General features: G+C 34.7%; 3 protein-coding genes. All 3 read left to right on the top strand.

The window, feature by feature from the left end:
* Positions 1-189: hypothetical protein (locus tag I3255_RS13640; protein WP_238039291.1), on the top strand; the 189-nt coding region annotated here is incomplete at its 5' end.
* Positions 177-995 (top strand): DUF4123 domain-containing protein, encoded by an 819-nt coding sequence (locus I3255_RS13635; RefSeq protein WP_238039290.1) that lies wholly within the window; start codon positions 177-179, stop codon positions 993-995. The genes I3255_RS13640 and I3255_RS13635, both read left to right, overlap by 13 nt.
* On the top strand, positions 995-2,657 hold a 1,663-nt coding region (locus I3255_RS13630; protein WP_238039289.1), incomplete at its 3' end, for a hypothetical protein. The genes I3255_RS13635 and I3255_RS13630, both read left to right, overlap by 1 nt.

Raw genomic sequence — 2,657 nt, 5'->3', positions numbered from 1 at the left:
GGGTATGCAGGTTCAGCTCCTTTATTACCCGGGGCGGTTGAGGTGGCCCCATATCCATTAGACGTTCCTCCTGTTTTTGTTTCTGCTCTTCTCATTGCAAGTAAGGCAAATATTCCGCTACTACCAGTATGCGGATTGCAAAGTGATGGAAGTTGTCAGAGAGGAGATAAATGTTTATGCAAGAAATAAATAATACCCATAAATTGTTTGATAAGGTTATTACTGAAGATTTGGCTCAGGGTTACAAACTTTACGCGTTGATGGATAGATCTCATTTAATAAATGAAATAACTGAGTATGATCAAGAAGCTTTGTTTATCGGGACGAGGTTTAAATCCGCTATTGAAGCTAGCCCATTATTAATAAGTTTGAAATTAGATGATACTTATGTGGTTGAATCTATGATGAATGAATATTTAGGTATATTACTTCTTTCAAAACTGTCTATAGAGCAAGTTAGAGAAACATTAAATCAATATTTAGAAGTAGATAGTGAAAATCTTGGATCTGTTTATGTAAGATTCTATGCTCCAAGTGTATGTCTTTCTTTGTTAAATAGTGAACCAGAACTCTTTTATGGTTTTAAAGTTATTTGCCCTCAAATAACGCGAAAACAATGGGTTTATTGTGATCTATCAAAAGAAGAGATGAAGAAAAGAGTGATCTCAATTTCAGATATAACCGTACAAGTAATGGAGCGCTATCGTTTAGGTGCATGGTTAGGTTTATGTGAAAGATGGCAACAAAAACCGTCAGAAGAGCTTCATCGAGCAAGTATTGTGATCGAGAGTTTGATTAAAAATGGATTGCAAAACCAAGCATTATTGGAAGAGTGGAGAGGATTTCTTGCTGATAATTTAGCAATCATTGATCGACCAGAATGGAACTCATTGTTAAATCAGTCATTAGACGATATGGGTCTTTATGAATCAGCGATTCAATTAGCTATGGTTGTAAAACAATCTGATGACTTTATGGTTAGAGAGAAAAATTGATGATAGATAAAATAGACATGGCGTCTGATGATAGTAGTGCAAATTACCCCGTTGTTATTTTACCTGCAGCAGATAAACAGCCGATAGGTGCAGAGCAAAATTTATTTCCGAAGCACATAATGACGTGTGAAAAAGAGTCTAAGGTTAAGAAATATAAAGATATTGCTTATTTTATCGAAGGCGATGCATTCTACCTTATGGATGAAACTGCCGTTCAATATTTAGAAGACGCAGAAAGTAAATTTAAAGCGAGATTTAAAGGTAAAGATAGTACAAATGTTATGCCAAGCTTATCTCAAGCTGGTATTCTAGATGGTCTATTAAGCGCTACATTAACATCTTTTATTGCCGATGAAGATAAGCTATTGTTTCAAGAAACTGAACATTGGCTATCTCATCAACAAAAACATCTTCAAAATGCCTCTTCTGCCTATGAGGCCAGTGCATTAGTTAATCAAAAACGAGAAATTCATAAACGGATTTTAGCTAAAGCTCAACAGAATGCTAAGGATCAAGGATATATTTTTGATGATGGTAAGTTGTATTCACCAAAAGAACCCAAAATACGAAAAGCAATTAAAGCATATCAAAAGGCAAGAGAAGCATTTCTAAAACAGTCAGAGTTAACACCTCAAGCTCAGATTGATGATTTGAAAAAACGTCTACAAGCACTTAATAAAGTATATTCAAACGCACAATACCAAATTGGGGATGCTGTTGAATATTATAAGGCTCATTTAATTAAGCAAACGGCAAACGCTGAAAAACATAAAGAAGCACTAGAAAAGAGTATAGAAGATTTATCTGTTTGTGGTATAGCCACTCCAGAACTTGCTTTAGCCGGACAGGACAAGTCAAAAGGGCATGAGTATTATGCTTTGTATTTTGATTACCTTAAAAGAGCTAAAAAACAGGAAGAGGTTTTAAATGAAAAGTTAAAGGCTCTTTTGAAATCGACTAATAACTTTGCGTTGCCTCCAAATCAAATTCTGAAAGAGGAATATAAACAGCTTAAAGCGCTTGAAAAAGAGGCATTAAAAATTCATCTGCAAGCTATTACGAATATACTTAATATGTCGAGTTCGCTATTTTTATTATGGGATATAGAGGACTATCGACCAAAACCATTAAAATATATTGTTAAAGGTGACTTCCCATTACGAGAGTATATTTTAGGTGGGAGTAATAGTAATCAAAAAGATGGTTTACGCTACTGCAGTTTGATTGATATTCCACAACCTGAAGCAAAGAGAAATAAGCTTATATCTGCCGAAGAAAAAAGTGATTATGCAATAGTAGAAATGCTTGGTGATTATTTACAAGAATTACCTATTGAAGACGGCTGGTTTGGCGATGATGGCGTATTTGATAGCAAGGCATTCTATAAAACACTATCTGATAAGCATATAGAAGTCGAAAGCTTAAAAGAGAATTCTAAAGTATGGGAACAAGCAATTTCTGAGGTCTTATTTTCACGAGATTTAAAAGCACGTTTATCACCTTTTGATGATAGTAAGCAAGCACAAGCATTACGAATGACAGTAGCATCGACACAGTCAGGATTATCTAATCCATTAGAGATTGGTGTAGTAAATGAATCTCATGCTTCAGGTAGTACAAACAAAATGGAGATGTTACCACTAGAAGCTAAGACTGAGTTAA

This window comes from Psychrobacter sp. Ps6 (assembly GCF_022129235.1).
Taxonomy (GTDB): Bacteria; Pseudomonadota; Gammaproteobacteria; order Pseudomonadales; family Moraxellaceae; genus Psychrobacter.
The sequence above is the reverse complement of the archived record's forward strand: the minus strand, read 5'-3'. Positions and strand labels throughout refer to the sequence as shown.

Bases quoted from the DNA above. Each gene is read 5' to 3' on its own strand.
- I3255_RS13635 (WP_238039290.1), top strand. From the start codon at position 177: ATGCAAGAAATAAATAATACCCATAAATTGTTTGATAAGGTTATTACT.